The following is a 17,689-nucleotide window of genomic DNA, read 5'->3' on the forward strand; positions in this document are numbered from 1 at the left end:
TCATTTCCCTTAAAAGATAGGAATAGATCACTTTAGCGACTAAAATCTGCCCGCTCTCAGCGCCCCCTCGGCGCTTTTCTTTTTCTGAACAGGCCAGACATGACTAACAGCAATCGCATCAAGCTCACATGGATCAGCTTTTTCTCCTACGCCCTGACCGGCGCGTTGGTGATCGTCACCGGGATGGTGATGGGAAATATCGCAGACTACTTCCAGCTGCCCGTTTCCAGCATGAGCAATACCTTCACCTTCCTCAACGCGGGGATCCTGATCTCTATCTTCCTGAATGCCTGGCTGATGGAAATCGTCCCGCTGAAAACCCAGCTGCGCTTTGGCTTTGTGCTGATGGTTGCCGCCGTGGCAGGCCTGATGCTGAGCCACAGCATCGCGCTATTCTCCGCCGCCATGTTCGTGCTTGGTCTGGTCAGCGGGATCACGATGTCGATCGGTACGTTCCTGATTACCCATATGTATGAAGGCCGCCAGCGCGGCGCGCGCCTGCTGTTTACCGACTCCTTCTTCAGCATGGCCGGGATGATTTTCCCGATGGTCGCCGCCGTTCTGCTGGCGCGCAGCATTGAGTGGTACTGGGTATACGCCTGCATCGGCCTCGTCTACGTGGCGATCTTTATCCTGACCTTCGGCTGTGAGTTCCCGGTGCTGGGCAAAAAAGCACAGGCTACCGCAGAGCCCGTCGCGAAAGAGAAATGGGGCATCGGCGTGCTGTTCCTCTCCATTGCCGCCCTGTGCTACATCCTCGGCCAGCTGGGCTTTATCTCCTGGGTTCCGGAATACGCCAAAGGTCTGGGCATGAGCCTGAACGACGCGGGTAAGCTGGTGAGCGATTTCTGGATGTCTTACATGTTCGGCATGTGGGCGTTTAGCTTCATCCTGCGCTTCTTCGACCTGCAGCGTATTCTGACCGTGCTCGCAGGCCTGGCGACCGTGCTGATGTACCTGTTCATCAACGGTTCACCGGAGCATATGCCGTGGTTCATTCTGACCCTGGGCTTCTTCTCCAGCGCGATTTACACCTCGATCATCACCCTGGGCTCCCTGCAGACCAAAGTGGCTTCGCCGAAGCTGGTTAACTTCGTGCTGACCTGCGGCACCATCGGCACCATGCTCACCTTCGTGGTGACGGGCCCGATCGTTGCCCACAGCGGCCCGCTGGCGGCGCTGCACACCGCTAACGGTCTGTATGCCGTGGTGTTCATCATGTGCTTCATCCTGGGCTTTGTGACCCGCCACCGCCAGCACAACGCGGCAGCAGCGTCTCACTAACTCCTACGCCCCTTTGCGCTCGCCAGAGGGGCTGTTTCTGGCAAAGCTCACCTCTTCTCCCCCAACGTCCGTCTGGATCCACGTCTGCGCCAGCTGCGTGGTAGCAATCACCCGCCCCTGACGAATCGACCAGCGCACCGGTACCTGACAGCGCACCGCTTCAAACCCGCTCTCCGCAGGCAGAATAATCAGATTCGCCGGATTTCCCGTCTCAATACCGTAATCGCTCAGGCCAAAGGTTCGGGCGCTGTTATGGGTGATCAGATTCAGGCCGCTGTCGATTTGCGGATAGCCCATCATCTGGCACACGTGCAGCCCCATGTGCAGCACCTGCAGCATGTTGCCGGTGCCGAGCGGGTACCACGGGTCGAAAACGTCGTCATGGCCGAAGCAGACGTTAATGCCTGCCTCCTGCAGCTCTTTCACCCGGGTGATGCCGCGGCGCTTCGGATAGTCGTCAAAACGCCCCTGCAGGTGGATATTCACCAGCGGGTTAGCCACGAAGTTAATCCCGGACATCTTCAGCAGGCGGAAGAGCCGCGAGGTGTAAGCGCCGTTGTACGAGTGCATGGCGGTGGTGTGGCTGGCGGTCACGCGCGGGCCGATGCCGGCCTCATAGGCCAGCGCTGCCACCGTCTCGACAAAGCGCGACTGCTCGTCGTCAATTTCATCGCAGTGGATATCCAGCGGGCGGTCATATTTCTTCGCCAGATCGAAAGCGATATGCAGCGACTGCACGCCATACTCGCGGGTGAATTCGAAGTGCGGGATCGCCCCCACCACGTCAGCCCCCAGTCTTAACGCCTCTTCCAGCAGCGCCGCGCCGTTCGGGTAAGAGAGAATGCCCTCCTGCGGGAACGCGACGATTTGCAGCGTCACCCACGGGGCAACCTCCTGCTTCACCTCCAGCATCGCCTTGAGGGCGGTGAGCGTCGGGTCGGAGACATCAACGTGGGTGCGGACAAACTGAATGCCGTTGGCAATTTGCCACTTTAGCGTTTTCCAGGCACGCGCTTTCACATCTTCATGGCTGAGCAACGCTTTACGCTCGGCCCAGCGCTCAATGCCCTCAAACAGCGTGCCGGACTGGTTCCAGTTAGGCTCGCCCGCCGTCTGGGTGGTATCAAGATGGATATGCGGCTCGATAAACGGCGGAATAGCCAGTCCGCCGTGCGCATTTAACACTTCATAACTCTCGGTGTGGATGTCGTTCATCGGGGTGATATCACCAAATCGCCCGTTCTCAATGGCGACTTGCCACAGTCCTTCCCGGCCCGGTAAGCGAACGTTCTGAACAAGCCAAAGCGGTGTTGTAGACATTTCATTTCCCCTGATAAACGCAACTGTTGTTTATGCGTATTTTTGTTTAAAAATACGCCTTTGTTTGTACACAAAATCGACGACACCGAAAAGCCTGAGATTTCCATAACTTATAAAAATCCTGACAAATCAGCCGCATACCCCCTAAGGAGTAGGCGAAGACGTATTTGATTTACATCAATAAGCGCCCCTGCTGAATCGTTAAGGTAGGCAGTAATAGAAAAGAAATCGAGGCAATAATGAGCAAAGTCAGACTCGCTATCATCGGTAACGGCATGGTCGGCCACCGCTTTATTGAGGATCTTCTCGATAAGGCCGACGCTGAGCAGTTCGATATTACCGTGTTCTGTGAAGAACCCCGCAAGGCGTACGACCGTGTGCACTTGTCTTCCTACTTCTCCCATCATACCGCCGAAGAGCTCTCTCTGGTGCGTGAAGGTTTCTACGAGAAGCATGGCGTAAAAGTGCTGGTGGGCGAACGCGCCATCACCATTAACCGTCAGGAAAAAGTGATCCACTCCAGCGCCGGGCGTACGGTTTTTTACGACAAGCTGATCATGGCGACGGGCTCATATCCGTGGATCCCGCCCATTAAAGGCTCGGAGACGCAGGATTGCTTCGTTTATCGCACGATTGAAGACCTCAACGCCATCGAATCCTGCGCGCGCCGAAGCAAACGCGGCGCGGTGGTCGGCGGCGGCCTGCTGGGTCTGGAAGCGGCTGGCGCGCTCAAAAACCTCGGGGTTGAAACCCACGTCATCGAATTTGCGCCGATGCTGATGGCCGAACAGCTGGACCACATGGGTGGCGACCAGTTGCGCCGTAAAATCGAAAGCATGGGCGTGAAGGTTCACACCAGCAAGAACACCAAAGAGATCGTGCAGGAAGGCACCGAAGCGCGCAAAACCATGCGCTTTGCCGACGGCAGCGAGCTGGAAGTGGACTTCATCGTCTTCTCCACCGGGATCCGCCCGCGCGACAAGCTGGCGACCCAGTGCGGTCTGGCGGTAGCGCAGCGCGGCGGGATCATGATTAACGACTCTTGCCAGACCTCCGACCCGGATATCTACGCCATCGGCGAATGCGCCAGCTGGAATAACCGCGTATACGGTCTGGTCGCGCCGGGTTACAAAATGGCGCAGGTCGCCGTGGACCATATCCTCGGCAGCGAAAACGCCTTCACCGGCGCAGACATGAGCGCCAAGCTGAAGCTGCTGGGCGTGGACGTGGGCGGTATCGGCGATGCGCACGGCCGCACCCCGAATTCCCGCAGCTACGTTTACCTCGACGAAAGCAAAGAGGTCTACAAACGCCTCATCGTCAGCCAGGACAACAAAACCCTGCTGGGTGCGGTGCTGGTGGGCGACACCAGCGACTTCGGTAACCTGCTCCAGCTGGTGCTGAACGCCATTGAGCTGCCGGAAAACCCGGACGCGCTGATCCTCCCGGCTCACGCCTCCAGCGGCAAGCCGTCTATCGGCGTGGATAAACTGCCGGACAGCGCGCAGATTTGCTCCTGCTTCGACGTCACCAAAGGCATGCTGATCTCCGCCATCAACAAAGGCTGCCACACCGTTGCGGCGCTGAAAGCGGAAACCAAAGCCGGTACCGGCTGCGGCGGCTGTATTCCGCTGGTGACGCAGGTACTGAACGCCGAGCTGGCGAAACAGGGCATCGAAGTGAACAACAACCTGTGCGAGCATTTCGCGTATTCTCGCCAGGAGCTGTACCACCTGATCCGCGTGGAGGGCATTAAGTCCTTCGACGAACTGCTGGCGAAGCACGGCCAGGGCTACGGCTGCGAAGTCTGTAAACCGACCGTCGGCTCCCTGCTGGCCTCCTGCTGGAACGAGTACGTGCTCAAACCAGAACACACGCCGCTGCAGGACACCAACGATAACTTCCTGGCGAACATCCAGAAAGACGGTACATACTCCGTCATTCCGCGTTCCGCCGGGGGCGAAATCACCCCGGAAGGGCTGGTCGCCGTGGGCCGTATCGCCCGTGAATTTAACCTGTACACCAAAATCACCGGCTCCCAGCGTATCGGCCTGTTTGGCGCGCAGAAGGATGACCTGCCGGAAATCTGGCGTCAGCTGATTGAAGCGGGCTTCGAAACCGGCCACGCGTATGCCAAAGCGCTGCGCATGGCGAAAACCTGCGTGGGCAGCACCTGGTGCCGCTACGGCGTGGGCGACAGCGTGGGCTTCGGCGTGGAGCTGGAAAACCGCTACAAGGGCATCCGAACCCCGCACAAAATGAAGTTCGGCGTCTCCGGCTGTACCCGCGAATGTGCAGAAGCGCAGGGTAAAGACGTGGGGATCATCGCTACCGAGAAAGGCTGGAACCTGTACGTGTGCGGCAACGGCGGGATGAAACCACGCCACGCGGACCTGCTGGCGGCGGATCTCGATCGCGACACGCTGATCCAGTATCTCGACCGCTTTATGATGTTCTACATCCGTACCGCCGATAAGCTGACCCGTACCGCCTCCTGGCTCGATAACCTGGAAGGCGGCATCGACTACCTGAAAGCGGTGATCATCGACGACAAGCTGGGCCTGAACGAGCATCTGGAAGCCGAGATGGCTCGCCTGCGCGAGGCGGTGATCTGCGAGTGGACTGAAACCGTCAACACCCCTGCGGCGCAGACGCGCTTCAAACACTTTATCAACAGCACCCAGCGCGACCCGAACGTGCAGGTAGTGCCAGAACGCGAGCAGCATCGCCCGGCAACACCGTATGAACGCATTCCAGTGACGCTGGTGGAGGAAAACGCATGAGCCAGTGGGTAAACATCTGCGAGATTAACGACATTCTGCCCGCCACCGGCGTCTGTGCGCTGCTGGGCAACGAGCAGGTCGCCATTTTCCGCCCTCGCCACGATGAACAGGTCTTTGCCATCAGCAATATCGACCCGTTCTTCGAGGCCAGCGTGCTCTCCCGCGGACTGATCGCCGAGCACCAGGGCGAGCTGTGGGTCGCCAGCCCGCTGAAAAAACAGCGTTTCCGTTTAAGCGACGGGCGCTGCATGGAAGATGAAAGCTTCTCCGTGAAGCACTACGACGTCCGCGTGAAGGACGGCAAGGTGCAGCTCAAAGCGTAACCCCCCGCCTTTTCAATAGGAAAGGCTTATGACCCCTTATGGGTAACGGCAGGAAAAACCGTATGTTCTGTACGATTCCTGCTGTTATCCTGACGTCAATTCTTACCCCCTCCTTGAATGCTGTGAGGTAACGTCGTGGACCACCTGCCGATTTTCTGTCAATTACGCCATCGCGACTGCCTGCTTGTGGGCGGCGGCGATGTGGCTGAACGCAAAGCGCGCCTGCTGCTGGAAGCCGGAGCCCGACTGACCGTCAACGCCCTCGCCTTCGCTCCGCAGTTTGAGGTCTGGGCTCAGGAAGGGATGCTCACGCTGGTGCAGGGGGCGTTTGATGAGTCCCTGCTGGATACCTGTTGGCTGACGATTGCCGCTACGGATGACGATGAAGTGAACCAGCGCGTCAGCGACGCCTGTGAAGCGCGCCGGATCTTCTGCAACGTGGTGGATGCGCCGAAAGAGGCCAGCTTTATCATGCCGTCGATTATCGACCGTTCACCGCTGATGATTGCGGTGTCGTCCGGCGGCCGCTCGCCCGTGCTTGCCCGCCTGCTGCGGGAAAAACTGGAAGCTATTTTGCCGCAGCACCTTGGTCAGATAGCGCATTACGCCGGGCAGCTCCGCTCCCGCGTGAAGCAAACCTTCTCAACCGTGGGCGAGCGGCGTCGCTTCTGGGAGAAATTCTTCGTTAACGACAGGCTGGCGCAGTCGCTGGCGAATCAGGACGCGAAAGCGGTGGAAGAGACGACCGAGCAGTTGCTGAACGAGCCGCTGGATCACCGTGGTGAAGTGGTGCTGGTCGGGGCCGGGCCGGGAGATGCGGGTTTACTAACCCTGAAAGGGCTTCAGCAGATCCAGCAGGCGGATATCGTGGTTTACGACCGTCTGGTCTCCGATGACATCATGAATCTGGTGCGCCGCGACGCCGACCGCGTATTCGTGGGCAAACGTGCGGGCTACCACTGCGTGCCGCAGGAGGAGATTAACCAGATCCTGCTGCGCGAAGCGCAAAAGGGAAAACGCGTGGTGCGCCTTAAGGGTGGCGATCCGTTTATCTTTGGCCGCGGCGGCGAGGAGCTGGAAACCCTGTGCAATGCCGGCATTCCGTTCTCCGTGGTGCCGGGCATTACGGCGGCGTCCGGCTGTTCGGCCTACTCTGGCATTCCGTTGACCCATCGCGACTACGCCCAGAGCGTGCGTCTGGTCACGGGCCACCTGAAAACCGGCAGCGAGCTGGACTGGCATAACCTGGCCGCTGAAAAGCAGACGCTGGTGTTCTACATGGGGCTGAACCAGGCCGCCACCATCCAGGCGAAATTGCTGGAGCACGGCATGGAGGCGGATATGCCCGTTGCGCTGGTGGAAAACGGTACGTCAATCAAGCAGCGCGTGGTGAATGGCGCGCTGACGCAGCTCGGTGAGCTGGCGCAGCAGGTTGAAAGTCCGGCGCTGATTATTGTTGGTCGCGTGGTTGAACTGCGCGATAAGCTGAACTGGTTCTCGAATCACTAACGCATATTCTCCCTTCTTCGAGTAGTCCTTAAGCGGACTACTCCCCTCTTATTACTATCGATAACATACCGCCCGCATAGTGGAACTTTTCCATTTATTCCCTCGTGTTACACCTAATTTTTGTTTTTTTTTAGACAAGGAATGCGTATGTTCAAACTGGCAAAAGCCGCCGTTCTGGTTGGCCTGTTATCGACTCTGACCGCCTGCACCGGTCACGTTCAAAATACTAAAAATAACTGCAGCTACGATTACCTGCTGCATCCGGCGATCTCCATTTCGAAGATCATCGGCGGTTGCGGCCCGGCGGCGCAGCAGTAAGCGTTTTTCAGGCGTAAAAAAACCGGGGATTCCCCGGTTTTTTTGTTTAGAAAAGTGCGGCGTGATGCCCTCACCCTGGCCCTCTCCCACGGGGAGAGGGTACAAACCCTAAAAACGGTAACGTCGTTACCGTTTTGCTTTTACCTACGGTTTACCCACAAACCCAATCGCTTCGTACACCGCTTTCAGGGTTTCGCGCGCGCGCGCGCTGGCTTTTTCCGCGCCGTCTTTCATCACCTTCTGCAGGAAGGCTTCGTCGTTACGGTAGCGGTTGTAGCGCTCCTGCAGCTCGGTCAGCATGCCGGAAACGGCCTCTGCCACTTCACCTTTCAGGTGGCCGTACATCTTGCCTTCGAAGTGTTTTTCCAGCTCGGGAATGCTCTGGCCGGTTACGCCGGAGAGAATATCCAGCAGGTTGGAGACGCCCGCTTTATTCTGCACGTCGTAGCGCACCACTGGCGGCTCGTCGGAGTCGGTGACCGCGCGCTTGAGCTTTTTCACCACCGATTTCGGATCTTCCAGCAGGCCGATAACGTTGTTGCGGTTATCGTCAGACTTGGACATCTTCTTGGTCGGCTCCAGCAGCGACATGACGCGCGCGCCGGATTTCGGAATAAACGGCTCTGGCACTTTGAATACGTCGCCGTAAAGCGCGTTAAAGCGCTGGGCGATATCGCGGCTCAGCTCGAGGTGCTGCTTCTGGTCTTCACCCACCGGCACCTGGTTGGTCTGGTACAGCAGGATGTCGGCCGCCATCAGCACCGGATAGTCGAACAGACCGGCGTTGATGTTTTCAGAGTAGCGGGCAGACTTATCCTTGAACTGGGTCATGCGGCTCAGCTCGCCGAAATAGGTATAGCAGTTCAGCGCCCAGCCCAGCTGCGCGTGCTCCGGCACATGGGACTGAACGAAAATGGTGCTCTTCTCTGGATCGATACCGCAGGCCAGATACAGCGCCAGCGTATCGAGGGTGGCTTTGCGCAGCTTCTCAGGATCCTGACGCGCGGTGATAGCATGCAAATCTACGATGCAGTAAATGCAATGGTAATCATCCTGCATGCTGACCCACTGACGCAACGCACCCATGTAGTTACCAATGGTCAATTCACCTGAAGGCTGTGCGCCACTAAAAACGATGGGCTTAGTCATTATTCAATTCCTGATGTTCACTGTGCGAAAGCCCGAGTGCGGGCAACAAATCTTTGAAGTGGTCGAACACAACATCCGGCTCACTCAGCGTAATGGCCTCACCGTAGTTGTAGCCATAGGTTAAACCGACGGAAGGACACCCAGCCGCTCGGGCAGCCAGAATATCATTACGCGAATCCCCGACAAAGAGCAGCTCCGCAGGCGTTAAGGATAATTTTCCTGCCACCAGCAACAGCGGCTCCGGATGCGGCTTTTTGTTCTGCACGTCATCCCCGCCTACGATCACGGAGAAATATTTCGCGATATCCAGCGCCTCCAGCAGCGGCGCAACAAACGGCGTCGGCTTGTTGGTCACCAGCCCCAGCGGGATGCCTTTCGCGTGCAGCGCGCTCAGGGTTTCCTGGACGTCCGGGAAAAGGAAGCTCCCCTCCTCGACGGTCTCTTCGTAGAAACGATCGAACAGCTTGCGCAGAATACGCAGCTGCTCATCCTGCGGGATATCGGCGTGATCGACGCTCGGTTTACCCTGCGCGGAACGCTGCGACGCGCGTTCCTGACGAGCCCACGTCAACGCGCGCTCCATCAGGACATCGGCACCGTTGCCAATCCACGTAATAACACGATCTTCGCCCGCAACGGGCAGTTCCAGTGCATACAGCGCCTGATCGACGGCGCTCGTTAAGCCCGGCGCGCTGTCCACCAGCGTGCCGTCGAGGTCGAATGCCACACCCCGAATTGCCTGCAATTTATCCATGACTTACCTTCGCCAGCTCTCGGCGCATTTCATCAATGACTTTTTTGTAATCCGGTTGGTCGAAAATTGCCGAACCTGCAACGAACATATCCGCGCCCGCTGCCGCAATTTCGCCAATGTTATTCACTTTCACACCGCCGTCCACTTCCAGACGAATATCGTAGCCAGACTCGTCAATGCGACGGCGCACTTCGCGCAGCTTATCCAGCGTGTGAGGGATGAACGACTGCCCGCCAAAGCCCGGGTTAACGGACATCAGCAAAATCACGTCCAGCTTGTCCATCACGTAATCGAGATAGCTCAGCGGGGTAGCCGGGTTAAATACCAGCCCCGCTTTACAGCCGTTCTCTTTGATCAGCTGCAGCGTGCGGTCAACGTGCTCGGAGGCTTCCGGATGGAAGGTGATGATGCTGGCACCCGCTGCGGCGAAGTCTGGCACGATGCGGTCGACAGGCTTCACCATCAGATGAACGTCGATCGGTGCGGTAATGCCGTAGTTACGCAGCGCCTTGAGCACCATCGGACCGATGGTCAGATTGGGAACGTAGTGGTTATCCATAACGTCGAAATGGACGACATCTGCGCCAGCTGCGAGAGCTTCCGCCGTGTCTTCACCCAGGCGGGCAAAATCGGCCGACAGAATTGAGGGGGCAATCAAAAACTGTTTCATCCGCATCTCCTTGAAATGTGTTTACCGGCGGGCAAAACGGCTCAGGGGCGATAAAGAGCCAGGAGTTCGTCCACCTTTTTACGTGTGCCGCCGTTGCTGCTAATGCTACGCCGCACCTTAACCTGAAAATGCTTCGCGGCTTTGTACCATTCGCGCGTATCAGGGGTATCGTGATTTGAAATTAACACCGGAATTCTTTTGCTGACCAGCTTTTCCGCCATCTCCGCCAGACGGGCCTGTTCGGCCGGGCTGAAGCTGTTGGTGTGGTAGGCGGTGAAGTTCGCCGTCGCAGACAGCGGCGCGTAAGGCGGATCGCAGTAAACCACCGAGTTTACGCCTGCCAGCTCCATGCACTCTTCATAGGAGAGACAGTGGAATTCTGCATTCTGCGCTTTTTCAGCAAAGTGATACAGCTCGTCCTGCGGGAAGTACGGGCGCTTATAACGACCAAACGGCACGTTAAATTCGCCGCGCAGATTATACCGGCACAGGCCGTTGTAGCCATGACGGTTGAGATAAAGGAACAGCAGCGCGCGGCGGAACGGATCCTGGCTCTGATTAAACTCCGCGCGGAACTGATAGTAGACGTCAGGGCTGTTGTTCTCAGGCGTAAACAGCTTGCGCGCCTCTTCCACATACTCATCGGTACGTAGCTTAACGATGTTATAGAGGCTGATAAGGTCGCTGTTGATATCCGCCAGGATATAACGAGAAAAATCGGTGTTCAGGAACACCGATCCCGCGCCCACGAAGGGCTCGATAAGACACTCGCCTTTTGGCAGGTGCTTTTTAATATCATCGAGCAGGGGGTATTTCCCCCCTGCCCATTTCAGAAAAGCGCGATTTTTTTTCATGCTGACTAACTGATTACACCTTCTCCGGCTGTGGAGAAAGCTCCGACAGCATCCTGCGCTTTAAACATTACTTCAGATCGGCCTGCACCTGATGAATCGGCTTCGCCCAAGGGTTTTTCGCCTGAACGTCTGCTGGCAGTGTCGCCACGGCGCGCTTCGCTTCATCTTTAGAAGCATACACACCGCTCACCAGCACGTACCACGGCTGACCGTTACGGGTCGTCTGATACACCACGTAGTTTTTCAGATTCGATTTCTTCGCCCAGCCGTTGAGGTTGTCATAGTTAGACGAACTGCTCAACTGCAGCGTGTAGTTGCTGGACGGCGCAGATTTCAGCGAACCGACGTTGCCAGCAGTTTTACCTGCGGCAGCACTGGAAGCCGTCGCCGTTGCGGCAGGCGCAGCGGTGGCAGCAGGTGCCGTTGTGGTTGCCGTCGCTTTTGGCGCAGTCTGCGTGACCGGCGCTTTGGCAGGCTCGCTCACGGCAGTCGTTTCAGTGCGTTTCGGCTGTGCTTTCACTTCAGGCGCTTTGACTACGGCCTGAGGTTTAGTTTCACGCTTAGGCTCAATGACCGCCTGCTTACGTTCAGGACGCGTCGCAGTTTGCGCCTGGCGCGGCTTGGTTTCCGTTGCTGCAGTCTGCGGCTGCGCGGTAGCACCGTGGATCGGCGCGACGGTTGCAGGTTCAGTTGGCAGCGTAGAGTTAACCAGGACGTTATCAACCTGCTGCTGGTTTTGCGGCTGCATCAGCGCATTGTTCAGGTCTCCCTGAACTTCAACACGCTGCTGGCCTTCAGGCGTGACAGGGGCCTGGCCCTGAGCAGGCGTTGACGAAACGGGCGGCAGAGAAACGTCCTGCGGCGTCGTTGTGTTGCTGGCAGTCTGCTCAGCGGAAGTGGTACCCGGCGCTGGCTGTGCACCATTCGCCTGATCCGTCGCATCATTACCGGAGAGGTTGATGCTCTTCTCTGCGGAGGCGGTTTGTTCGGTTGAGTTGGTGGACGGTGCTTTCAGCGCGGAGCCAATGCCGACAATCAGCAGCACAAGCACCAGAACGCCAAGCCCCATCATGATGTACTGGCGGGAGGCCGGTTTCTGCGCAGCGGCTTTTTTACGTTTACGCGGGCGACGCTCTACAGGCTGTTCGTCCATTGAATCTTCTTCGGACTCATAATCCTCTTCTTCTCGCTCATCACGCGCGTTGCGGCTGCGCGAAGGGCGACGATCGTCTGCATCCAGATCAACATCGTCAAAGTTGATCTGCGGCTCGTTATCACGTTCTGAAGATTGACGAGAACGACCAGTACGACGATCGCTGGGATCGGGTTTCAGCTCGTCTTCTGGTTTGAATTCATCCATTTAACACCCCACTCAAAGGCTTATGCCTACGTCTTTGCATTTCGCCTGAAGCTAAACGACCACCGGTAACAGTGGCCTGACCTTTCTAGTTGTTACGCCTGCTGGCAATCAGCAATAGCGCCAAGAACCACATCATGCGACACTCCGCCGCGCACTTCACTCTTCCCTATTGCAAGCGGGAGTACAAGACGCATCTCACCTGCCAATACTTTTTTATCGCGCATCATGTGGGGTAAATACGCCTGCGCCGACATCTCCTGCGGCCCGGTTACCGGCAAACCTGCACGTTCAAGTAGCGCAATGATACGTGCCGTCTCTTCCGGTTTAAACTGCCCAAGACGTTCAGAGGTGCGGGCTGCCATGACCATTCCAGCCGCGACGGCTTCACCGTGCAGCCAGTTGCCATAACCCATTTCGGCTTCAATGGCGTGGCCAAACGTATGCCCAAGATTCAGTAAAGCACGTAAGCCCGTTTCACGCTCGTCTGCCGCGACAACTTCTGCTTTCAGTTCACAACAACGACGAATGCAGTATGCCAGTTTCGCCTCATCCAGGCTCAGCAACGCATCCATATTCTCTTCAAGCCAGTTAAAGAACTCGCCATCCAGAATAATGCCGTATTTGATCACTTCAGCCAGGCCAGAGGCCAGCTCGCGCTTCGGCAGGGTTTTCAGACAGTCGAGATCCACCACCACCGACGCAGGCTGGTAGAACGCGCCAATCATGTTTTTGCCGAGGGGATGGTTGACTGCCGTTTTGCCGCCGACAGAGGAGTCGACCTGAGACAGCAACGTGGTCGGGATTTGAATAAAACGAACGCCACGCTGATAGCTTGCGGCCGCAAAGCCGGTCAGATCGCCCACAACACCGCCGCCCAGGGCAAGCAGTGTTGTATCGCGACCGTGCGGTTTTTGCAGCAATGCGGTAAAGACGGTATCGAGTACCGTCAGGCTTTTATACTGCTCGCCATCGGGCAGAATCACACTGTCGACTTTTACGCCTGCCTGCTCAAGCAGGTGACGCACGCGGTCGAGATAAAGCGGAGCCAGCGTCTCATTGGTGACCAGCATCGCCTGATCACCCGCTTTTAGTGGTAAAAAGGAAGCTGGGTCGTTAAACAAACCAGCCGCGATGGTGATAGGGTAACTACGATCCCCGAGAGTAACTGTAATCCTCTCCATGACGCGACATCCACCTTTAATGCTTTTACCCGCAGGCGAGTGTATATAAAGCCAGAATCAGTTGCTTTCCAGCATATGAATAATCTGGTTTGCAACCACTTTAGCGCTCTGATCGTCAGTACGAATGGTCACATCGGCAATCTCTTCATACAGCGGATTGCGTTCGTCGGCCAACGCTTCCAGAACTTCGCGTGGTGGCGTTTCAACCTGCAGCAGCGGGCGCTTTTTATCGCGCTGCGTACGTGCCAGCTGTTTCTCAATGGTCGTCTCAAGATAGACCACTACGCCACGGGCGGAGAGACGGTTGCGGGTTTCGCGAGATTTCACAGAGCCGCCGCCTGTCGCCAGTACGATGCCCTGTTTTTCCGTGAGTTCGTTGATCACTTTTTCTTCTCGGTCACGGAAACCTTCTTCGCCTTCTACATCGAAAACCCAGCCCACATCAGCTCCGGTTCGTTTCTCAATCTCTTGATCAGAATCGTAAAATTCCATATTGAGTTGTTGAGCTAACTGACGCCCAATAGTGCTTTTGCCGGCACCCATAGGCCCAACCAGAAAGATATTGCGTTTCTCTGCCATTTTATCGGTACTACTAAGACTATTCGTTAATGGTAATCCCCGCTTCGCAGACACCCGGCGTAGCAGGACATGAACTGAAACCTCATATGCAATAGAGCGAGAGTCAGACTAAAAATTATCTCAATACTCCGGCTTGTTTGGCAACTGATTAAATCACCGCGCCGGACGCATAAGGTAATAAGACGTAAGTCCAACTCAAATCGGTACTCCTTGTATGCTAATTCATGCCCCACGTCAAACATCTGCAACAAACTGAATGCAAAATCATTGCGGGGATCGTTACCCGTTAGTGAATACCGACCAGACGTGGCGTAATAAACACCACTAACTCACGCCGTTCATTATCCTTTCCATCGTGGCGAAACAGCTGCCCAAGCCAGGGGATGCTCCCAAGCCCCGGCACGCTATCACTGCCGGTTTTGTTCTTTTGCGAGAAAATTCCGCCCAGCGCCAGCGTTTCTCCACTTTTTACCTCCACCTGGGTTTCTATCTCCTGCTTGTCGATGGCAAGCGTTTCGCCATCGGCCTGCTGCAGCACCTGTCCCGGCATGTTTTCACTAATGTGAAGCTTCAGGCGCACGCGCCCACCGGGCAATACTACCGGCGTGACCTCCATTCCGAGTACCGCCTCTTTGAACTCCACCGAGGTCGCCCCGCTTTCACCGCTTGAAACCTGATACGGGATCTCGCTTCCCTGCTTAATGCTGGCCGGTTGCATGTGCGAGGCCAGCAGCCGCGGGCTGGCGATAATATCGACCTGCTGTTTTTGCTCCAGCGCAGATAGTTCCAGATCCAGCAGCCTGCCGTTAATTCGCCCGATATTAAACCCCACATGCGTGGTAGCACTGGCCACGGAAAGATCGCTGCCAAGCGTCGTGAGCTCTCCAACCTTGCCCGCCTCAGCGGCCTCGGCAAGATTCCACTTCACCCCCAGCTCACGCAGGCTTTTTTCATTAATGGTGACAATGTGCGCCGCCAGCTCAACCTGCTCGACGGGAATATCCATCTGAGCCGCCCACTGCTGCAGCGTCTCCAGCACCGCCTGGCTATCCCTGACCAGCAGACGGTTAGTGCGTTTGTCGAGAGATAAACTCCCTTTTGGGCTCAGGAGTTTTTCAGCCGCTTTTTGCAGTTCTCCGGCATCCGCATAAGAAAATGGGATGCTGTGCGAGACCAGCGGTGCATCAAGCTGTCGACGCGCTCGCTCCTGCTCTAAACGTTCCCGCTGTTCACGCTGCCAGGCCGCGGTATGAACATAATAAATACCGCCCTCCTCGCGTAAAACGAGCCCAGCGCTGGTAACAACCGTCTGTAACGCCTGCCGCCAGGGGACGCGCGTCAGGTTAAGCGAGAGCGTGCCGCTGACATCCGGCGATACCACCAGATTACGGTTCTCCTGCGCAGCCAGCGCCTGTAGCACATGAACCACCGGCACGTCATCCACCACCAGCGTGACCGGCTTTGGCGCGGCGGCCCACAGCGGGCTGCTGAACGCCAGCAGCAACAGCACTATCCTTAACCTCATTTTTATCCTTTCCTTCTCGTTGCCACACCCATTCTTCGGGATCGCATGCGTCACCCACATCAACAACCAGTTCCGTTTCATTGATAGCCGTTATTCGCCAGCCCGCCGGGAAACGATCCTGCGCTTTCAGGCGATGCCAGCGCCGTTGCCCATCCTGCAAAATGCCAACGCGCTGCTGCCCTCCCACCATTCCGCGGTAGTGCCACTGTGCCAGCTCGGCTGTGGCGCAGGGGTCGTCCGGCGGGCGAAACGGATCGCGCATGCCTGTCAACAACAGCGCCGAGCAAACCAGCAGGTATTTCGCGCTATTTCGCATGTTCCAGCTCCAGCCGCAGGCGTAACGCCGTACTTTGTGGCGAAAGCGTAAAAGCAGCGACCCGCACATCCCGCTGCGCCAGCCGGGAAAACAGAGGCGGGATCGCCTGCCACTGCGCCTCCAGCGCCAGTTCACCGCCGTTTTGCAACGGCTTCCAGTGAAGAAGCCTTGTGCCCTCCCCCTGAAAATCGAGCGGTGAAAAGGGCTTTAGCTCCAGTGCCGTCCGGGTTTGCGGGCTAAACGGCGCCTGGCTGGCGGTGGGCCACAGCGACGCGTTAGTCCGCGCCGCCTGGCTCAACTGCTGATGCCGCTCCGCGCACTGCTGCTCTACTGGCCGGAGCAATACACCCCATGCTGCCAGCACCATCAGGAGAATACCCAGCCCCCCGCAGACCAGCCGACACCAGGGACGACTTTCACACCAGCGTTCTAACAAGGTCTCCACGCATTACCCCTCGCTTTTCAAGTGCAGAGTGAACATCCAGCGCCCCTGGCTATCCTGCCGGAGTTCCCCCTCAGACCCGGGCGTAAAGCCGTCTATGTGCTTTAGCCCATTACGCAAGGCTGAAAGCGCCGGCAGGGTGGTGGCATATCCGATTAACATCAGAGCAGGAGGCTGATAACGCAGCTCTGTGAGCCATACCTGCGCAGGCATGGCGCCAGCAAGCGACTCCAGCACCGGTTGCCATGCGCGGCGCGGCGGCGTGCCCGCGGGGTTCTGCGCCTCTGCGGTGGGTCGCTGGCGAGACACAAGGCCACGCTGTACGGACTGCGTACCCGCCAGTTGCGTTTGCAGCGCGCGCAGCGTTATCAGATGGTTCATCCTCATGCTAAAAACGGCCACCAGCACGAGCAGCGATATGCCGACAAACGCGCCGCCCCAGAAACGCAGGCATCGCGCGCGCCGCTGCTGACGCCAGGGCAAGAAGTTGGTCATGTTCATTCAGGCACCTCGCTCATGGCCAGCGCCAGCGCAACGGTATAGTCGGCCCCGAATTCGGGAAGAGGCGCATGCCAGCGCTGCAGCGTTTCCCATGGGGTCCGTTCGTCATTAAAGAGCGTGATGTCGTTCTGGTTGAGGGCCAGCAGCGCCGCCAGCTCGGTGACGTTTTCTGCTTCAGCGGTATAACGACGCCCCCACTGATGGCGCATGGCCCACAGCCATTGATGCGCATCCCGCCAGGCGACGCACTGCGTCGGCGCTACCGCAGCCAGCAGGTTCGCCAGCGCGCTGGCATCCGGGGTGATGGTCGCCAGCCGCAAGCGTAGCGTTTTCGCCAGGGCCAGAAGCGTTTCAACCTCTTTGTTTTGTGCGGCCGTCACGTGAAACGCATTGCTGAAGGTGTCCTGGGTGTAGTCGAAACAGAGGGACTCTGCAGACATCTCCAGTTCGCGCGAAAGCGCGGCCCCCATCCACGAGAGCTGCTCGCTGTCGCGCAATGCAAGTGCCGGGCGGGGCAACGTTTTTTGCAGAGTCCGTGCAGCAGGAAAGGAGAGGAATACCCGGTGGTAGTGCGGTAGCGCTTTTCGCCAGCCGCGTAAGGCATCGGCCAGCGCTTCTGGCTGACAAATTTTGCCGTCACGAATGATGCCTTCGGCCAGAGAAATGGCCCACCAGCGGCGTAAGTACCAACCGCCTCTCTCCCGGACCAGTGCCGTAATCAGCACCTTATCCTGTTGAATATGAACGCCCGTTTGCCATGTTTTGAAAGCCATGCTTCACGATCTCCTTATCGCCCGTCGCCTTGACGGCTATATCAATGA

18 protein-coding genes are annotated in these 17,689 nt (G+C 57.4%); 5 read left to right on the forward strand and 13 right to left on the reverse strand.

The window, feature by feature from the left end; all coding sequences use genetic code 11:
- The first annotated feature begins 99 nt into the window (after positions 1 to 99).
- Entirely contained in the window at positions 100 to 1,284 is a 1,185-nt protein-coding gene (tsgA, locus tag USG84_RS17655) for an MFS transporter TsgA (protein ID WP_061096882.1), read from the forward strand.
- A 3-nt stretch (positions 1,285 to 1,287) separates the two neighbouring features.
- On the opposite strand, the gene USG84_RS17660 is transcribed toward tsgA, so the two are convergent.
- Positions 1,288 to 2,604: a cytosine deaminase gene (locus USG84_RS17660; RefSeq protein ID WP_151412443.1), complete on the reverse strand. Its 1,317-nt coding sequence runs from the start codon at positions 2,602 to 2,604 to the stop codon at positions 1,288 to 1,290.
- A 239-nt stretch (positions 2,605 to 2,843) separates the two neighbouring features.
- Here USG84_RS17660 and nirB point away from each other — a divergent pair, with 239 nt between their 5' ends.
- From nirB to USG84_RS17680, 4 genes are all read left to right on the forward strand, one after another.
- Positions 2,844 to 5,387: a nitrite reductase large subunit NirB gene (gene nirB, locus USG84_RS17665; RefSeq protein ID WP_320738401.1), complete on the forward strand. Its 2,544-nt coding sequence runs from the start codon at positions 2,844 to 2,846 to the stop codon at positions 5,385 to 5,387.
- Positions 5,384 to 5,710 (forward strand): nitrite reductase small subunit NirD, encoded by a 327-nt coding sequence (gene nirD, locus USG84_RS17670; RefSeq protein WP_151412442.1) that lies wholly within the window; start codon positions 5,384 to 5,386, stop codon positions 5,708 to 5,710. The genes nirB and nirD overlap by 4 nt, the downstream gene beginning before the upstream one ends.
- Before the next feature lie 135 nt (positions 5,711 to 5,845).
- Positions 5,846 to 7,219, forward strand: coding sequence for a siroheme synthase CysG (gene cysG, locus USG84_RS17675; protein ID WP_253543382.1), 1,374 nt, complete (start codon positions 5,846 to 5,848; stop codon positions 7,217 to 7,219).
- Positions 7,220 to 7,366: 147 nt separating this feature from the next.
- Entirely contained in the window at positions 7,367 to 7,537 is a 171-nt protein-coding gene (locus USG84_RS17680) for a YhfL family protein (RefSeq protein ID WP_008503029.1), read from the forward strand.
- Positions 7,538 to 7,681: 144 nt separating this feature from the next.
- Here USG84_RS17680 and trpS read toward each other — a convergent pair whose 3' ends face one another.
- The 12 genes from trpS to USG84_RS17740 form a co-directional block, all read right to left on the reverse strand.
- Positions 7,682 to 8,686 carry a tryptophan--tRNA ligase gene (gene trpS / locus USG84_RS17685; protein ID WP_151412441.1) on the reverse strand — a complete coding sequence of 335 codons (1,005 nt, stop codon included), beginning with the start codon at positions 8,684 to 8,686 and terminating at the stop codon, positions 7,682 to 7,684.
- Positions 8,679 to 9,440: a phosphoglycolate phosphatase gene (gene gph, locus USG84_RS17690; RefSeq protein WP_061096876.1), complete on the reverse strand. Its 762-nt coding sequence runs from the start codon at positions 9,438 to 9,440 to the stop codon at positions 8,679 to 8,681. Before gph ends, trpS begins: the two co-directional genes overlap by 8 nt.
- Entirely contained in the window at positions 9,433 to 10,110 is a 678-nt protein-coding gene (gene rpe / locus USG84_RS17695) for a ribulose-phosphate 3-epimerase (RefSeq protein ID WP_023333698.1), read from the reverse strand. The genes gph and rpe overlap by 8 nt, the downstream gene beginning before the upstream one ends.
- A gap of 41 nt (positions 10,111 to 10,151) precedes the next feature.
- Complete coding sequence (dam, locus tag USG84_RS17700; RefSeq protein WP_061096875.1) at positions 10,152 to 10,964, reverse strand: adenine-specific DNA-methyltransferase; 813 nt, start codon at positions 10,962 to 10,964, stop codon at positions 10,152 to 10,154.
- Between the two features lie 67 nt (positions 10,965 to 11,031).
- Positions 11,032 to 12,324, reverse strand: a complete 1,293-nt coding sequence (damX, locus tag USG84_RS17705) for a cell division protein DamX (RefSeq protein WP_151412440.1) — start codon at positions 12,322 to 12,324, stop codon at positions 11,032 to 11,034.
- Between the two features lie 92 nt (positions 12,325 to 12,416).
- Positions 12,417 to 13,505 (reverse strand): 3-dehydroquinate synthase, encoded by a 1,089-nt coding sequence (gene aroB / locus USG84_RS17710; protein WP_061096873.1) that lies wholly within the window; start codon positions 13,503 to 13,505, stop codon positions 12,417 to 12,419.
- Between the two features lie 57 nt (positions 13,506 to 13,562).
- Positions 13,563 to 14,084 carry a shikimate kinase AroK gene (aroK, locus tag USG84_RS17715; protein WP_003861630.1) on the reverse strand — a complete coding sequence of 174 codons (522 nt, stop codon included), beginning with the start codon at positions 14,082 to 14,084 and terminating at the stop codon, positions 13,563 to 13,565.
- 286 nt (positions 14,085 to 14,370) lie between these two features.
- A complete protein-coding gene (gene hofQ / locus USG84_RS17720; RefSeq protein ID WP_151412439.1) occupies positions 14,371 to 15,609 on the reverse strand; it encodes a DNA uptake porin HofQ in 1,239 nt (412 codons plus the stop codon).
- Positions 15,521 to 15,925: a HofP DNA utilization family protein gene (locus tag USG84_RS17725; protein ID WP_253543383.1), complete on the reverse strand. Its 405-nt coding sequence runs from the start codon at positions 15,923 to 15,925 to the stop codon at positions 15,521 to 15,523. The genes hofQ and USG84_RS17725 overlap by 89 nt, the downstream gene beginning before the upstream one ends.
- On the reverse strand, positions 15,915 to 16,370 hold the full coding sequence (locus USG84_RS17730) for a HofO (protein ID WP_151412438.1): 456 nt from the start codon (positions 16,368 to 16,370) through the stop codon (positions 15,915 to 15,917). The genes USG84_RS17725 and USG84_RS17730 overlap by 11 nt, the downstream gene beginning before the upstream one ends.
- A 3-nt stretch (positions 16,371 to 16,373) precedes the next feature.
- A complete protein-coding gene (locus USG84_RS17735) occupies positions 16,374 to 16,868 on the reverse strand; it encodes a PilN domain-containing protein (RefSeq protein WP_151412437.1) in 495 nt (164 codons plus the stop codon).
- Positions 16,865 to 17,641: a DNA utilization protein HofM gene (locus tag USG84_RS17740; protein ID WP_253543385.1), complete on the reverse strand. Its 777-nt coding sequence runs from the start codon at positions 17,639 to 17,641 to the stop codon at positions 16,865 to 16,867. Before USG84_RS17740 ends, USG84_RS17735 begins: the two co-directional genes overlap by 4 nt.
- Positions 17,642 to 17,689 lie beyond the last annotated feature (48 nt).

This window comes from Enterobacter sp. 168J2 (assembly GCF_034107265.1).
In the GTDB taxonomy this organism is placed as follows: Bacteria; Pseudomonadota; Gammaproteobacteria; order Enterobacterales; family Enterobacteriaceae; genus Enterobacter; species Enterobacter nematophilus.